Annotated in this window: 12 protein-coding genes; 7 read left to right on the top strand and 5 right to left on the bottom strand. The window is 74.8% G+C overall.

Annotated elements, in window-relative coordinates; translation table 11 throughout:
* The 4 genes from ACWCSD_RS16420 to ACWCSD_RS16405 all read right to left on the bottom strand — a co-directional run.
* Positions 1-2,253 (bottom strand): DUF5682 family protein (locus ACWCSD_RS16420; protein WP_449915741.1); only part of this gene is annotated, 2,253 nt, incomplete at its 3' end.
* Positions 2,250-3,314 (bottom strand): ATP-binding protein, encoded by a 1,065-nt coding sequence (locus tag ACWCSD_RS16415; RefSeq protein ID WP_352323438.1) that lies wholly within the window; start codon positions 3,312-3,314, stop codon positions 2,250-2,252. The genes ACWCSD_RS16420 and ACWCSD_RS16415, both read right to left, overlap by 4 nt.
* The gene (locus tag ACWCSD_RS16410; RefSeq protein WP_449915738.1) at positions 3,311-4,648 is read right to left on the bottom strand and encodes a DUF5691 domain-containing protein; all 1,338 of its coding nucleotides are present in this window, start codon (positions 4,646-4,648) and stop codon (positions 3,311-3,313) included. The genes ACWCSD_RS16415 and ACWCSD_RS16410 overlap by 4 nt, the downstream gene beginning before the upstream one ends.
* A complete protein-coding gene (locus ACWCSD_RS16405; RefSeq protein ID WP_449915736.1) occupies positions 4,645-5,958 on the bottom strand; it encodes an SWIM zinc finger family protein in 1,314 nt (437 codons plus the stop codon). The genes ACWCSD_RS16410 and ACWCSD_RS16405 overlap by 4 nt, the downstream gene beginning before the upstream one ends.
* Positions 5,959-6,058: 100 nt before the next feature.
* Here ACWCSD_RS16405 and ACWCSD_RS16400 point away from each other — a divergent pair, with 100 nt between their 5' ends.
* From ACWCSD_RS16400 to ACWCSD_RS16370, 7 genes are all read left to right on the top strand, one after another.
* Positions 6,059-6,610: a cupin domain-containing protein gene (locus ACWCSD_RS16400; protein WP_358285045.1), complete on the top strand. Its 552-nt coding sequence runs from the start codon at positions 6,059-6,061 to the stop codon at positions 6,608-6,610.
* 27 nt (positions 6,611-6,637) lie between these two features.
* The gene (locus ACWCSD_RS16395) at positions 6,638-9,880 is read left to right on the top strand and encodes an NACHT domain-containing protein (RefSeq protein WP_449915733.1); all 3,243 of its coding nucleotides are present in this window, start codon (positions 6,638-6,640) and stop codon (positions 9,878-9,880) included.
* Between the two features lie 234 nt (positions 9,881-10,114).
* Positions 10,115-11,041, top strand: a complete 927-nt coding sequence (locus tag ACWCSD_RS16390) for a hypothetical protein (RefSeq protein WP_387664286.1) — start codon at positions 10,115-10,117, stop codon at positions 11,039-11,041.
* Between the two features lie 78 nt (positions 11,042-11,119).
* Positions 11,120-11,719, top strand: coding sequence for an Rv1733c family protein (locus ACWCSD_RS16385; RefSeq protein WP_364328144.1), 600 nt, complete (start codon positions 11,120-11,122; stop codon positions 11,717-11,719).
* 59 nt (positions 11,720-11,778) lie between these two features.
* Positions 11,779-12,042 carry a DUF1876 domain-containing protein gene (locus tag ACWCSD_RS16380; protein ID WP_357964681.1) on the top strand — a complete coding sequence of 88 codons (264 nt, stop codon included), beginning with the start codon at positions 11,779-11,781 and terminating at the stop codon, positions 12,040-12,042.
* A gap of 82 nt (positions 12,043-12,124) precedes the next feature.
* Positions 12,125-13,015 (top strand): aminoglycoside phosphotransferase family protein, encoded by an 891-nt coding sequence (locus ACWCSD_RS16375; protein WP_449915728.1) that lies wholly within the window; start codon positions 12,125-12,127, stop codon positions 13,013-13,015.
* A gap of 77 nt (positions 13,016-13,092) precedes the next feature.
* Positions 13,093-14,628, top strand: coding sequence for an aldehyde dehydrogenase family protein (locus tag ACWCSD_RS16370; RefSeq protein WP_449915726.1), 1,536 nt, complete (start codon positions 13,093-13,095; stop codon positions 14,626-14,628).
* A gap of 52 nt (positions 14,629-14,680) precedes the next feature.
* On the opposite strand, the gene glnII is transcribed toward ACWCSD_RS16370, so the two are convergent.
* Positions 14,681-15,700, bottom strand: a complete 1,020-nt coding sequence (glnII, locus tag ACWCSD_RS16365; RefSeq protein ID WP_352357156.1) for a glutamine synthetase — start codon at positions 15,698-15,700, stop codon at positions 14,681-14,683.
* Positions 15,701-15,750: the final 50 nt, after the last annotated feature.

Here is a 15,750-nt window from a genome sequence, read left to right as displayed (position 1 = left end):
CGAACGGGAGCTGACCCCGCCGCCGCTGTTCATCACCGTCCAGCACACCATGCCGGGCCCGGACCACGTCACCGACGCCGTGCGCCCGTACTGGTCGGCGGGCAGCGCGGTCAGCCAGGCGTCGACCAGGCCCAGCAGGCGCGGGTCGTGCACCAGGAGCAGGCCGCCGCCGGACAGGAACCCCTCGACCCAGGCCGCCGCCCTGACCGGGGTCTGCCCCCGGGACATGGCCCTGGACATGCGGTCGCCCGCGTCGGCGAGCTCGCCGCAGTCGAGCAGGACGCGGGTGAGCCGGCCCTCGATGAGCCCGTGCAGGTCCTGCCGGTCGGCGATGCCCCGCAACGTGCCCAGCCACCGGGCCCGCGGCGAACCGCCCGCCCCGCCCTCGCCGTCCGCGTCCCCCGCGCCACCGCCGCCGTCCGCGTCCGCCGCGGGACCCTCGCCGTCCGCGTCCGCCGCGTCGCCGCCGCCGTCCGCCCCGGCCCCGTCGGCCGCGTCGGCCGCCATGGGCGGCGGCGGGGCGGTGGGGGGTTCGGTGAGCAGGGCGACGGCGGCGTGCACGGCGTCGACGTGTTTGAGCAGCTCGGCCGCCGCGTCGTCGTCGAGCGCGGTGACCGCGACCGGCAGCCCGACGCAGATCCGGTCGAGCATCGAGCGCACGATCACCGCCAGCCCCTCGGCCGAGGTGCCGCGCACGTCGCCGTACCGGTGGGCGCGGACCATCGCGGGCAGCGCCGCCATCAGCTGGGTGACGTCGGTGTCCAGCGCCGCCTTGGCCGACAGCGCGGCGAGCACGCCGGGCAGCGCCTGCGGCAGGTCGGCCAGCAGGCACTGCTCCACCAGCGCGGTCAGGTCGGCGAGCGTCGCCGACGCGGCCCCGGCCAGGTCGCGGGCGCGCCGCGCGGCCGCGGCGGCGACGGTGGTGCCGAGGGCGGCGTGCTCGATGAGCGCGAGGTCGTGCTCGGGCCGCCACTGCAACGTCCAGGACTCGCGGAACGTGCCCTTGCCGCGCGCCTGCCCCGGCGTGCCCCAGCCCACCTCCAGCAGCCGCAGCCGGTGCAGCAGGTGGCTGCGCTCCAGGTCGAGCGGCTTGCGCAGGTCGAGGTCGAGCTCCCGGTCGAGGGCCTCGGGCCGCAGCTTCAGCCGCCGCCGCTGCTCGCGCAGGTCGCGCTGGAGCGGGACCATCGGGGTGCCGTCGGTGACGTGGCCGAGCCGGTCGCCGACGACCATCCGCCGCTGGATCAGCTCGACGGCCAGGTCGTCGCCCTCGCACAGCACCGCCCTGGCCGCCTCGGTCACCTCGCCCAGCCCGGCCAGCGGCCGGCCGCGCAGCCCGGCCAGGGTGTCGGCCAGGCGGACGGACTCGATGACGTGCGCGGAGGAGACCGGCAGCCCCTCCTCGCGCAGCACGGCGGCGGCCTCGGTGAGCCAGCGCTCGACCGGCCGGTCGGGGGCGGTGAACAGGTGGTGGTACCAGCCCGGCGAGGTGATGCCCGCGCCGTAGCCGCTCCAGGAGGCCAGCCGCCCGTACGTCCAGGGCACCCACGTCAGCTCGGCCTTCACCTTCGGCATGCCGCGCAGCAGCGCGTTGTCGGCGGCGGCCGGGGGCAGCGGCTCGGCGAGCGCGGGCACGTGCCAGGCGCCGCAGACCACCGCGATCGTGCCGAACCCCTCCTTGATCGCGGCCCGCAGCGCCTTGCGCATGTACGCCTCGCGCCTGGCCTCCCGGCCGACCGGCACATGGCCCTCGCGCACGGCGGCCATGGCCTCGGCGATCACCTCGAACGGGGTGTCGCCGCGGTGCTCGACGACGTCCTCCCACCAGCGTTCCGGGTCGTCGTGCCCGGCCGCGGCGGCCAGCGCGCCGATCGGCTCGGCCCGCAGCCCGTCGCCGGACTCGTCGTGCTCCTCGTCGTGCTCCTCGTCGTGCTCCTCGTCGTCGGCCAGGGAGTGGGCGGCGGGCAGGTCGCAGAAGCGCACCGGGACGCCGGCCGCGACGCCGTACAGGATCGCCTGCCATTCGGGCGAGAACTGCGCGAACGGCCAGAACGCGGCCCTGGCCGGCGCGCCGGGCACATGCGCGAGCAGCGCGACCGGCGGCTCCAGGTCGGGGGCGAGTGCCACGATCGCGTCGGCCTCCGGCGGCCCCTCGACGAGGATCGCGTCGGGGCGCAGGCGTTCGAGCTCGCGCCGCAGCGCGCGGGCCGAGCCGGGGCCGTGGTGGCGCACGCCCAGCACGGAGACGGCGCTCATGACACCTCGCGGCAGGCGCGGTAGAAGTCGCGCCAGTCGGGACGCTCGCGCACCACGGTCTCCAGGTACTCGCGCCACACCACCCGGTCGGAGACCGGCTCCTGCACCACCGCGCCGACGATCCCGGCCGCGACGTCGGAGGGCCGCAGCACGCCGTCGCCGAAGTGGGCGGCCAGCGCGATGCCGCTGGTGAGCACCGAGATCGCCTCGGCGGTGGACAGGGTGCCGCTCGGCGACTTGACCTTGGTGCGGCCGTCCTCGGTGACGCCGGCGCGCAGCTCGCGGAAGACGGTCACCACGCGCCTGATCTCGGCCAGGCCGGTGGAGGTCTCGGGCAGCTCCAGCGAGCGGCCGAGCTGGGTGACGCGGCGCGCGACGATGTGCACCTCCTCCTCGGCGCTGGCGGGCACGGGCAGCACGACGGTGTTGAACCGGCGGCGCAGGGCGCTGGACAGCTCGTTGACGCCCCGGTCGCGGTCGTTGGCGGTGGCGATGACGTTGAAGCCGCGCTCGGCCTGGACCTCGCGGTTGAGCTCGGGGATCGGCAGCGTCTTCTCCGACAGGACGGTGATCAGCGCGTCCTGGACGTCGGAGGGCATGCGGGTCAGCTCCTCGACGCGGGCGACCCGCCCCTCGGCCATGGCCCGCATCACCGGCGAGGGGGTCAGCGCCTCGAACGAGGGGCCCTCGGCCAGCAGCCTGGCGTAGTTCCAGCCGTACCGGACGGCCTCCTCGGCGGTGCCCGCGGTGCCCTGGACGAGCAGCGTCGAGTCGCCGCTGACGGCGGCGGCCAGATGCTCCGACAACCACGTCTTGGCCGTGCCGGGCACGCCGAGCAGCAGCAGCGCGCGGTCGGTCGCGAGCGTGGCGACGGCGACCTCGACGATGCGGCGGGCGCCGACGTATTTGGGGGTGACGCGGTCGTCGTCGCCCAGGATGTAGCGGGTCACCGCCCACGGCGACAACTTCCAGCCGGGGGGCCGGGGGCGGTCGTCGTCCTTGGCCAGGTAGGCCAGTTCCTCGGCGTACTGGTCTTCGGCGTGGGGACGCAGGACGGTCATGCGAGCTCCTTGTACATGTCGGCACGGAAACGCAGGAGGGCGGCGACCTGCTGGATCGGCGCCACCGGCGAGTAGCTCTCAGCCAGCGGGAACAGCGCGGGGTCGATGTGCTCGCCCGCCAGCTTGACCAGCTCGCCGAGGTTCCACGGCTGGACGGCCGCCACCTTGACGATCTTGTGCAGGACGGCCGTGGCCAGGCCCTCACGCCAATGGGACGAGACGCCGCCGAGCACCATGATCAGCTGGCTGTCGAGGTCGTGCTTGTGGACGAAGCCCGCGGCGAGCTCCTGCTGCTCGGCGGGCGGGAGCGCTTCGAGCAGGTCGGCGATCGGGTCCCAGCCGAACATCGCGCGCGCCCACTCGGGGTCCTTCTGCAGCACCGCGGCCCGGACCCAGGCGGCCTTCACCTCGGCGTCCCAGTCGGGGATGCGCATCTTCAGCAGCGCGGACGGCGGCCGGCCCCAGAAGCCCAGCGGGGCGCGGGCCAGGATCTGCTGCAGCCACCAGGCCCGCTCGCCGATGCCGCGCGGCGGCTTGGGACGCACGCCGTCGCGCTCCATCGCCCGGTCGCACTCCAGGGGCGCCTCGACGGCGATGGCCGAGCCGGAGATCGACACGCAGGCGCGGGCCCGCTCGGCCATGCGCCTGGACAGGCGGGAGCCGGGCAGCCGGGTCAGCAGGTTGGCGGCGGCCTGGCGGACCTCCCGGCGGCGGTCGTCGAGCGCGGCCTCCAGGAACGGCTCGTCGCCCATGGCGAGCCCGTCGGCCAGCAGCTCGACGAACTCGGCCCGGTCGTCGGGCGTCTCCCGCTCCCAGGTGCTCTCCAGCAGTTCCCTGGCCGCGGCGGGGTCGGCGGCGCGCAGGGCGCGCAGGTGGGCGCGGCGGTCGGCGGGGCCGCCGAGCTCCCAGGTCTCGCCGGTGGGCTCCGCCAGCAGGTAGCCCCACGCCGGGTTGAGGCCGGCCAGCCAGCGGCCGCGCTGCCCGGCCAGCACGCCCAGGTGGGCGCGGATCGAGCGGTCGCGCCGGCCTCGTTCGAGCAGGTCGGGCAGCACGTCGCAGGGCACCCTGCGGCCGGTCGCGGCGGCCGCGGCCAGCCATTCGGGCAGCAGGCGGTCGTAGTCGCCGCCCATGATCCGGACCAGCCGCTCGGCCGCGCGCCTGCCCACGGCGGGCAGCTCCTCGGCCGGGGCGGGGGACGGCGGCGCGACCTCGACCGGGCCGCGGCCCGCGCGCCGCCGGGCCGTCTCGACGGCGGCGTCCGCCAGCAGGTCTCCCCGGTACGGCCTGCGGTCGGTGCCCACCAGGGCCGTCGAGGCCAGGTCGTCCCAGGTCACAGGAGCACCGCCGTTCCGTCGTCGTCGTAGGTGGTGAGCGGGCGCAGGCCCTGCGGCGTCCATTCGGCGGCCAGCGTGACGGGACGGCCGCCCGAGACGGCGATCAGCCGCCAGGGGTCGCGGGCCCGGGGATGCAGCGGCAGCCCGCCGACCGCCGTGCGGCCGGGGACGACGCCGGCCAGCACGAGCGGCCACGACTCGGTCCAGGGATCGTCGGCCAGCACCCGCGCCACCTCCTCCAGCGCCTCGCCGGCCGGCACCCCGGCCGGCAGGGCGCCCTCGCCGGGAAGGGGGTCGGTGTCGTGGCGGGCGGCGACGAGGGCGCGCAGGGGCGCGGCGCCGGGGTAGAAGGCGAGGTCGGCGTCGATCGTGGTGCCCGTGACCAGCGAGGCGTCGAGGGCCTGGCCGGGCGGGGCGAAGGAGAGGATCAGCGCCGCCCGGCCGGTGGCGCGGCCCTTGAGCCAGACGCGGCGGGCGGTCAGCCGGTCGTGCTCGTCGTCGCGGCGGCCGAGCACGTGCCAGTGGTCGCGCACCGCCGGCCCGGCCAGCACCTCTTCCCGGGTGACCGGGAAACCGGTGCGGATGCGGACGGTCTCGGCCAAGGGCGCGGGCAGCTCGGCGCGGCGGCGGTGGGCGACGGCGAGCAGGTTGATCAGCGCGTACTCCTCCAGGAGCCGGCCGGGCCAGTCGTCCTCCGCGCGCACCTGGGTCAGCCGGGACACCAGGCCGGCGACGCCGGGGGCCTGGGCGTCGATGAGGCGCTTGGCCAGGCCGTCCCAGTCGTGCTCGGCGGAGGACGCGAGGCCCTGGCGGATCTGGTCGGCCAGCCAGCGCTCCAGCTCCGCCAGCCCGGCCCCCACCCGCGCCTGCCGCACCGACTCCGCCTTCCCCACGCCCGCCGCCCCAGCCCCAGCCCCAGTCGTGGGCGCGGCGGCATCGTCGCGGGAGGTCTCGGCGCGGGCCGCGGACCTGGCGGCGCGCTCGGCGCGGCCGTCGAGCCACTCGGTGACCCACTGCGGCGCGGCCTCCTCGGCGGGCACGCCGTCGGCCGACCACAGCAGCAGCAGGCCCAGCGCGTGTTGGCAGGGGAACTTGCGGCTGGGGCAGCTGCACCGGTAGGCGGGCTCGGTCAGGTCGACGCACGCCAGGTAGGGCTTGGACCCGCTGCCCGCGCACTCGCCGTAGAGGACGCTGCCCGTCGTGCCGCGCGAGGACCACTTGCCCGCCGCGGCCACCCCCTGAGCCGCCTTCCTGGACGACGCGTCGGGGGCGAGGGCGAGCACCTGATCAAGGCTCCACCGTTCGATCACCTGCCGCAGACTAGCCAGGCCGACCGACAGTTCGCGCGGCGGGCGGCCCGTCCGCCGGACGCGGTCCCGGCGCGCCCCGGGCCCTCATAAGATCGGCCATGTGGAGCTGAGGATCTATCCCGACGGCGCGCCCACCGAGGTCGCCGACGAGGCCGCCGCCCTGGCGCTGGCCGCCGCGCTCGACGGCCAGGCCGTCCTCGACGGCACCCGTTTCCTGCGGCGCGACGTCACCGGCGCGCCCGTCGCCTTCGCCGAGCGGCCGCCCGTGGCCGCCGCGCTCGACCTGCTCCCCCATCCGGAGGGCGGCTGGTACCGCGAGACCTGGCGCTCGCCCGTCACGGTCCGGCCCGACGGCTATCCGGGGCCGCGCGCGAGCGCCACCGGCATCTACTTCCTGCTGCAGCCGGGCGAGGAGTCCGTCCCGCACGTCGTCAGGTCCGACGAGGTGTGGCTGTGGCACCGGGGCGGCCCGCTGAGCCTGACCGTGGGAGACCGCGACGTCGTCCTGGGCCCGCTGGTCGAGCGGGGGCAGGTGCCGCAGGCGGTCGTGCCCGGCGGCGTGTGGCAGTCCGCGCGCCCGGCGGGTGACGAGGCGGTGCTGGTGAGCTGCGTCGTGTCGCCGGGGTTCGACTTCGCCGATTTCACCGCGTGATCGTAAAGATCGTCTTATATAGAAGGCATGCCGGGCATCGAGGCGGCCCTGACCGCCGCTGGGAAGAGCGTCGCGGAGCGCGCCATGCGCGAATGGCTGGCCGTCCGAGCCGCGCGCAAAGACCGGACGAGTGAGCTGAAGGACCTGGTCCAGAGCGGCTTTCGCGACCGGCTGGCGCCTCGCAAGATCGACAACCAGCTCCAGGGCATCGCGCTGGCCGTCGAGGGGCGGCTGTCGCGCCTCATCGAGCAGGAGTTCCGCGGGCTGGACGAGTCCGCGCGGGCCGCCGTCCTGCTGGAGACCGTGGCCGCGCTGCGCGCCGCCGACCTGTCGGACGAGGCGCTGTTCGAGTCCGACGCCGACCCGGCCAAGCTCGCCGAGCGCATCCTGGCCGCCCTCCCGGAACCGCGCCTCGGGGAGGCCGAGGACCGCCTGTACGCCGTCCTGCTCGCCGAGTCCGTCGACTGCCTGGTCGGCCTGATGCGGCAGCTCCCCCAGTACGTGCCACGCGCCGCCACCGAGACGCTGGGCAGGCTGAGCGGCCTGGCCGAGGGCGTGGAACGGCTGCTCGCCAGGCTGCCGCAGCGCACGCTGGAGGCCCCCGAGGGCACCCAGGACGACGCCGCGTTCGAACGCCTCTACCTCGGCTTCGCCAGCCGCACCCTCGACGAGGTCGAGCTGTTCGGCGTCCGGGTGGAGTCCTACCGCCCGCGCACGTCGCTGAGCATGGCCTACATCAGCCTCAACGTCTCCTCCGGCGAGCGCGGGCGGCGCGCGCCGGAGCGGCTGTCGATCGCCGCGCTCACCGGCGGGCATCCCGCCGAGCGCGGCGCCGAGCGCATCGAGTCGGCGCTCGGCCGCGCCCGGCTCACGCTGCTGCGCGGCGACGCGGGTTCGGGCAAGAGCACGTTGCTGCGCTGGCTCGCGGTGACCGCCGCGCGCGGCGGCTTCTCGGGGGACCTGGCCGCCTGGAACGGCTGCGTGCCGCTGATGATCAAGCTGAGGAGCCATTCGTCGGGACGGCTGCCCGCGCCCGCCGCCTTCCTCGACGACGTCGCGCGGGAGGTCGCCGGGCGCATGCCGCGCGGCTGGGTGGAGCGCGTGCTGGACTCCGGCCGCGGCCTGCTGCTGGTCGACGGGGTGGACGAGCTGCTCGTCCGGCACCGGCCGGCCGTGCGGGAGTGGTTGTCGCGGCTGCTGGCGGCCTATCCGGGGCTGCGGGTCGTGGTGACCTCGCGTCCGACCGCCGCCGACGCCCGCTGGCTGGGCGACGAGGGGTTCGCGGCGTCCACGCTGGAGCCGATGACGCCCGACGACCAGCGGGAGCTGATCCGCCAGTGGCACGTCGCGATGCGCGACTGCCCGAGCCTGCCGTGCGAGCCCGGCGAGCTGGAGGGCTACGAGGTCGCCCTGCTGGCCCGCATGGAGTCCAATCCGCACCTGGGCGTGGTCGCCTCGACCCCGCTGCTGGCCGCCATGTTGTGCGCGCTCAACCTCGACCGCCGCACCCAGCTGCCGCGCAGCCGGATGGGCTTCTACGACGCCGTGCTCAGCCTGCTGCTGGAACGCCGCGACGCCGAGCGGCGGATCGACGACGACGTGTCCCTCGACCCCGACCAGAAGGTGTGGATCCTGCGCGACCTGGCCTGGCGGCTGGTGTCGATGGGCCGTTCCGAGCTGTCCAAGTCGACCGCGCTGCGCCGGGTCGAGCAGAAGCTCGCCTCGATGACCCGCGTCTCGCACACCGCCTCCGACGTGCTGGAACACCTGCTGCGCAGGAGCGGCGTGCTGCGTGAGCCGGTGCCCGGCCGGATCGACTTCGCGCACCGGACCGTGCAGGAGTACCTGGCCGCCGGGCAGCTCGTGGAGGACGAGGACGTCGAGGCCGCGGTCGAGCGGGCCCACCTGGACCAGTGGCGCGAGGTCGTGGTGATGGCCGCCGGGCACGCGAACGGCCGGCTGCGCGGTGAGCTGCTGCGCGGCCTGCTGGACCGGGCCGACCAGGGCGGCAAGCACGCCCGCCGGCTGCGGCTGCTGGTGGCCGCGTGCCTGGAGACCGTCCAGGAGATCCCGGCGGGGCTGCGCGACCGGGTGGAGGCGTGCCTGGCGGAGGTGATCCCGCCGCGTACGGAGGAGGAGGCGACCCTGCTGGCGGCGGCGGGCGAGGAGATCCTGCGCCGCCTGCCCCGCGACCTGACGGCCCTGCCGGTGCAGCGCGCGGCGTGGACGGTCCGCACGACGTTCCTGATCAACGGCCCGGAGGCCCTGGACCGCCTGGCCGGCTACGCCGCCGACCCGCGCTGGCAGGTACGGGAGCAGCTCCGCCAGGGCTGGGAGTACTTCGACGCCGACGTCTACGCCCGGCGCGTCCTGGCCGACATGGAGGACGTCACCTTCTCCAGCGCCCGCCATCTGCGCAGCGCCTGCCTGCTGAAGGCGGCGGACGTGCGCGTCACCGTGCCCACTCCCCTCGCCGACCTGCGGTTCCTCCGCGACCTGCCGCAGACGGAGTCGCTGAGCCTGCAGGACGCCCAGATCCGGTCCCTGGACGGGGTGGAGTCGCTGCCCCGGCTGACCCACCTCGGCCTGTTCTTCTACGACGAGCCGCACGCCGTGGACGTCGCCTGCCTGGAGAAGTCGCGGCATCTGCGCAACCTGCGGCTGTGGGGCGTCCGGCTCGACGATCCGGCCTTCCTCGACCGGCTGCCCCGCCTGAACGATCTCCTCATCGACCTGCTCGACGACGATCGGGACTCCTGGCACGCGCCGCTCGCCCGGCAGGACGAGCTGGAGTCGCTGCACGTCAGGCGCGAGGGCCTGCCGCTGCCCGGCTCGGTGCTGTCCGGGATGCGGGCGCTGCAGCGGTTGTGGCTGGACGGAGTCGCGGAGGCCGGCGCCTGCCTCGACGCCGCCGCCCGGACCTGCCAGGCCGTCACGGAGGTGTCCCTCGACGGGGTCGGCGGGCTCGACCTCGCGCCGCTCGACGGGTTCTCCCTGACCCGCCTGCGCCTGCGCCACTGCCCGACCCTGACGGACCTCAGCCCGCTGCGCGGGCAGACGCGGCTCTCCTCCCTGACCCTGGCCCTGTGCCCCGGCGTGACCGACCTGTCGCCGCTCGCCGCGCTCCCTCGGCTCCGCAGCCTGAGCCTGTTCCTCTCGCGTCCCGACCTCGACGTGAGCCCGCTGGCCGGGATGCCTGGGCTCACCGTCCATCTGGGGCACACGCAGCGGGTCGTCAACGGGGACGGCGTGCGGATCAGGAGGGTGTGACGTCCCGGCAGGGGTGGGCGGCGCCTTTAACTACCCGGAATTTCGTGCTAAACGTGGCAATATCCCGTTCGGAGTTCTCACCAACCGGCCTTGTCCGGCCTGGCGCCCTGCCCTGATCACGTCCAGGCCGTCGTCACAGAACTTGCACGGCGTGTACACGTTCACCCCCCCGGGACGCCCGGCGTCCGCCCGTGCGCGGGCGCCGCCTCCCGCTGGACGAGAAGGGGAACCACCATGACCCTGCCCCTCGCCGCGACCCCCGCCGTCGACTCCGCCCCCGCCCGCCGCCGCGGACTCGTGCTGCTGCTCAGCGCCCTGGCGGGATTCCTGCTGACCGTGGTGTGGTCGGCCGAGTTCGTGGACCAGACGATCGGCTCGACGGTCGCCGACACGATGCTCGGCCGCGACGCCGACGCCACCCCCATCGCCGGGACGCTCTCCGGCATCGTGTTCGCCTTCGCCTCCGGCCTGGCGGGCTCGTTCACCGCCTGCAACATCGCCGCGCTCGGCGCGGTCGCGCCCCTGGTCGGGGCCAGACCGTCGGTCGGCGAACGGATCCGCGGGACGCTGCGCCCGCTCGGCTGGCTGGCGGCCGGCGCGCTGGCCGTGTCCGGCGCGTACGGCGTCGTGGTGGGGATCGTGGGCACCGCCATGCCGCAGTTCGCCACGGCCAGGCCCGCGCCGGGCACCCTGTCCCCCGGCCTGATCCAGGCGATGGTCACGTTCGGGCTGATCGGGCTGGCCTTCCTCTACCTGGGCCTGGCCGCGCTCGGCTACCTGCCCGACCCGCTGGCCCGCCACCCGAGGGCCCGCATGGCCGTCATGGGCGCGCTCATCGGCGGCTTCCTGATCGGCCGCCCGTTCCCGCTGTTCCGCCAGCTCTTCAGGGACGCCGCCGAGAGCCACAACCCCCTCTACGGCGCGCTGGCGTTCATGCTGCAGTCGGCCGGCAACATCGTCGTCATGTCGGTCCTGTTCGTGCTGCTCGCCCTGGCCACCGGGGGCCGCGCGCACCGCTGGCTGACCGCCACCCCGACCCGCCTGGCCCTCGTCACCGGCGCGGCGCTCGTCGTGGCCGGCGTCTTCACCCTTCTGTACTGGGACGTCCGGATCCTGGCCCGCCGCGACCTCATCTGGTACCCGACGGCGCCCTGGAGCTGACCTGCACGGCGGCGGCCCGCGGGCGGGCTACCGGCCGTTTCTGCGGGAAGGAGGAAAGGTGACCGTGGGAGGTGCGCGATGAGGGCCGTCATGAACGCCGCGATGTTGCGGATCCGCAGGCACCGGCCGGACCGCAACCCGTTGCGCCGCCGCTCCGACCGGCTGGAGAGCGCCGGGCTGGCGGTGGCGGTGCTCCTCGTCCTGCTGAGCGTCTGGCCGGCCGTGCTGGCCGGCCGGGTCACCTACGAGGGCGGCCTGCGCGAGGCCCGCGTGGGCCCCGGCTTCCGGCAACAGGTGACCGCGACGACGCTGCGGGAGCCGCGGCCCGTGCGGCCGTCGTTCGGCGAGGCGGCGACCACCATGGTTCCGGCGAGCTGGACCACCCCGGCGGGCGTGGCCAGGACCGGGCAGGTGCAGGTGCCGGCCGGCACGCGGGTGGGCCAGACCGTCCCCCTGTGGATCGACGGCGAGGGCGACCCCACGACGCCGCCGCCGAGCCGCACCGACGTGGTCCTGCGTGGCGTGGGCATGGCGGCGTTCGTCCAGGTGCTGGCCTTCCTGTTGGTGCTGGGGGCCGTCGCGGCGCTGCGCCGGCTGCTGGACCGGCGCAGGTACGCCGACTGGGACGCGGCCTGGATCCGCGCCAACGACCGGTGGCGCCGCCCGCGCCGCCCGTAGCCGGGCCGTGCGGTTTACCGCCGTGTGTCCGGGCAGCCGTACGCGGGAGGAGGCGAGCCATGGAAGCCAAGGAGTGGACGGTCCGGATCAGCCTCGCCGAGGACGGCGACGACACCTCGGCGCGGGCGGTCCTGACCGTCCCGGACGGCACACGTGTCGAAGGGTCGGGCCACGCCCGCCGCAACCCCGCCGACCCGTCCATGCCCGAGGTCGGGGACGAGCTGGCCGTCGCGCGGGCGCTGGCCGACCTGGCCGGACGGCTGTCCAGCGACGCCCGGCACGAGCTCGGCGACGGCGGCCCGGTGCCGACCAGGTCGTGGTGAGGGCCGCGATATCGACTTGACGCGCCCGCCCCCGGTCCGCTGACATGGCCCCCGCGGATCGTACGGACCGGAGGGGACGCGCATGGGCGGCAGGATGCACGCGGACGAGGCCGACATCGACGAGGCCCTCGTCCGGCGGCTGCTGGCCGCGCAGTTCCCGCGGTGGGCCGGTCTCCCGCTGCGCCGTTTCCCCTCCTCCGGCACCGTCAACGCGGTCTTCCGGCTCGGCGACGACCTGGCCGTCCGCCTGCCGCGCGTCAGGCAGGGCGTCGGCGACGTCGCCAGGGAGGGGCGGTGGTTGCCGCTGCTGGCCCCCGCGCTGCCCGTCCCGATCCCCGCGGTGCTCGGCCAGGGCCTGCCGGGCGAGGGGTTCCCCTGGCCGTGGTCGGTGTGCCGGTGGCTGGACGGCGACAACCCGGATGCCGGGGCGCTCTCCGGGGACGGGGAGGCGCTGGCCGCCGATCTCGCGGCGTTCGTCGCCGCGCTGCGCGAGGTCGAGCCCGCCGGGGCGCCCGGCGCCTACCGGGGCGGCCCGCTGTCCCGCCTCGACGAGGCCACCCGGGCCGCGATCGGCGAGCTCGACGGCATGATCGACACCGCCGCCGCCACGGCCGCCTGGAAGGACGCGCTGAGCGCGCCCGAATGGCAGGGCGGACCCGTCTGGGTGCACGCCGACCTGATGCCGGGCAACCTGCTGGTCCGCGACGGCCGGCTGAGCGGGGTCATCGACTGGGGCACGGCCGGCGCCGGCGACCCGGCCTGCGACCTGATCCCGGCCTGGAACCTGCTGCCGCCCGCCGCCCGCGAGGTCTTCCGGGCCGCGCTCGGCGCCGACGACGCCACCTGGGCGCGCGGCCGCGGCCGGGCCCTGTCCATGGCGCTCATCCAGCTCCCCTACTACAAGGACACCAACCCGGCCATGGCGGCCAACGCCCGGCACGTGATCCGCGAGGTGCTCGGCAGCCCGCGCTGAACCGCACGCTGACGGGATTCTTGGGTTTTTTCCGGCGAGATGATTGTCTGTCCGGAGGAACTACGAGGAGGCCACCGGTGAGCCGTCAGATCGTGTCAATCGTGGGTGGGAAGGACACCACCGGCGAGAGCGTGTACGAGTCGACCAATCCCGCCCGCCCCGGCGAGGTCGTGGCCCGGGTCGGCCTGGCCGACGCCGCCGCGTTCGCCGCCGCCTGCCGCACCGCCAAGGAGGCCCAGCGCGAGTGGGCCAAGGTGCCGGCGCCGGTGCGCGGCCGGGTGATCGCCTCCATCGGGCGGCTGGTCGAGGCCAACGCCGAGAGCCTGGCCCGCCTGGTCACCCGGGAGATCGGCAAGCCGTACGCCGAGGCGCTGGGCGAGGTGCGGGAGATCGTCGACACCTGTGACTTCTTCCTGGGCGAGGGCCGCCGGCTCTACGGGCAGACCGTTCCGTCGGAGATGCCGGACAAGAACCTGTTCACCTTCCGCAACCCGGTCGGGGTCGCCGCGGTGATCACGGCGGGCAACTTCCCCGTGGCCGTGCCGTCCTGGTACCTCGTGCCCGCGCTGCTGTGCGGCAACGCCGTGGTGTGGAAGCCCGCCGAGTACGCCGCCGCCTCCGCCGAGGCCATGTACCGGCTGTTCGCCGCCTCGGGGCTGCCCGACGGGGTGCTCAACGTGGTCTTCGCCGACGGCGCGCAGACCTTCGCGGGGCTGGAGCTGGCCCTGGAGGAGGGCAGCGTGCACAAGGTCGGCTTCACCGGGTCGAGCGAGGTCGGCCGGAAGGTCGGCGAGCTGACCGGGCGCCACCTGCAGTCGGCGTGCCTGGAGCTCGGCGGCAAGAACCCGATGGTGATCATGCCGGACGCCGACCTCGACCTGGCCGTCGAGGGCGCGCTGTTCTCCGGCTTCGGCACCGCCGGCCAGCGCTGCACCAGCCTGGGCACGGTCATCGTGCACGAGAGCGTGCACGACGAGTTCGTCGAGCGGTTCGCGCGGGCGGCCGCGGCGGCCAGGATCGGCGACCCCGAGCAGGACGTGCTGGCCGGCCCGCTGCTCGACCAGAAGTTCGCCGACCGCTACGAGGAGTACCTGACCTGGATCCAGCCCCACCACGAGGTCGTCTCGGGCAGCACGGGCAGGATCACCGAGGACAACCCGCGCGGCGACTTCGACGGCGACGGCGGCCTCTACTACCACCCGGTCATCGTCGACGGCGTGCGGCCCGGCGACCGGCTGTTCCTGGAGGAGACGTTCGGCCCGATCGTCGGCGTGACCACCTTCTCCACCCTGGACGAGGCCGTCGAGCTGGCCAACCGCCCCGGTTACGGCCTGTCGAGCTCGATCTACACGACCAACCCCAAGCACGCCTTCCGCTTCCGCGAGGGCATCTCGGCCGGCATGGTCAGCGTCAACAACTCCACCTCCGGCGCCGAGGCCCACCTGCCCTTCGGCGGCAACGGCAAGTCGGGCAACGGCAGCCGCCAGTCGGGCATGTGGGTGCTCGACCAGTTCACCCGCTGGCAGGCGATGAACTGGGACTTCTCAGGCCGGCTGCAGAAGGCCCAGATGGACGTGGCGGAGATCGTCCCGGACCTGGAGTTCCGGATCTGAGACGCAGGAAGCCGCCCCCGGCCGGGGGCGGCTTCTCAGGTGTGCGGGCGGATCAGACCTGGCCGGCCTTCTCCAGGGCCTCGCAGCAGGTGTTCACCAGCAGGCGGGTGACCACGTACGGGTCGACGTTGGCGTTCGGGCGGCGGTCCTCGATGTAGCCCTTCTTGTCCACCTCGACCTGCCACGGGATGCGCACGGACGCGCCGCGGTTGGACACGCCGTAGGTGTACTTGTTCCACGGGGCGGTCTCGTGGTGGCCGGTCAGGCGCAGCTCGATGTCGGCGCCGTACTGGGAGACGTGCTCCATGGGCTTGTCGCCCTCGCCGAGCGCCTCGCAGGCGGTGATGATGGCGTCGTAGCTCTCGCGCATCGCCTTGGTGGAGAAGTTGGTGTGCGCGCCGGCGCCGTTCCAGTCGCCGCGGGCGGGCTTGGCGTCGAGGGTGGCCTCGACGCCGAACTCCTCGGCCGTCCGGTAGAGCAGGTAGCGGGCGACCCACATGTGGTCGGAGACCTCAAGGGGGCCGGCCGGGCCGATCTGGAACTCCCACTGGCCGGGCATGACCTCGGCGTTGATGCCGGAGACGGCCAGGCCGGCCGCCAGGCAGCGGTCGAGGTGCAGCTCGACGATGTCGCGGCCGAACACGGCCTCGGCGCCCACGCCGCAGTAGTAGTGGCCCTGCGGGGCGGGGAAGCCGCCCTCGGGGAAGCCGAGCGGGCGGCTGCCCTTGAAGAAGGTGTACTCCTGCTCGATGCCGAACCAGGACTCCTGGTCGGCGTACCGCTCGGCGATCGGGCGCAGCAGGGCGCGGGTGTTGCTGGAGTGGGGCGTCCCGTCGATCTCCTCGACCTCGCACAGCACGAGCACGTTGTCGCCGCCGCGGATCGGGTCGGGGCAGGTGAACACCGGGCGGAGCACGCGGTCGGAGGCGTGGCCCTGGGCCTGGTTGGTGCTGGAGCCGTCGAAGCCCCAGACCGGAGGCTCGGCACCGTCGGCCAGGATCTTCGTCTTCGAGCGCAGCAGAGCGGTGGGCTCGGTGCCGTCGATCCAGATGTACTCAGCCTTGTAGCTCACGGTGATCCTTTCGGGATTTCTCTCAGCCACGCCCGAGTCTCATGGATGGC

Source organism: Nonomuraea sp. NPDC001684 (assembly GCF_053596515.1).
This window is presented reverse-complemented; position numbering and strand designations above follow the sequence as displayed.